General features: G+C 66.8%; 1 protein-coding gene. It reads right to left on the bottom strand.

Going from position 1 to position 235, the window contains the following annotated elements; genetic code table 11:
* Positions 1-235 (bottom strand): electron transfer flavoprotein subunit alpha/FixB family protein (locus IAE24_RS30105; RefSeq protein WP_200016429.1); only part of this gene is annotated, 235 nt, incomplete at both ends.

Raw genomic sequence — 235 nt, 5'->3', positions numbered from 1 at the left:
GAACAGGTCGGCCTCCAGGCCGTAGTCGGCCACCGAGAAGATCGGTGCCTCGGGGTCCTTGTTGATCGCCACGATCACCTTGGAGTCCTTCATGCCGGCCAAGTGCTGGATGGCGCCGGAAATACCGGCCGCAATGTACAGCTGCGGCGCCACGATCTTGCCGGTCTGGCCGACCTGCAGGTCGTTGGGCGCATAGCCTGCGTCCACCGCTGCGCGCGAAGCGCCGATGGCGGCG

This window comes from Delftia sp. S65, assembly GCF_016516495.1.
GTDB classification, from domain to species: domain Bacteria; phylum Pseudomonadota; class Gammaproteobacteria; order Burkholderiales; family Burkholderiaceae_C; genus Comamonas; species Comamonas acidovorans.
The sequence above is the reverse complement of the archived record's forward strand: the minus strand, read 5'-3'. Positions and strand labels throughout refer to the sequence as shown.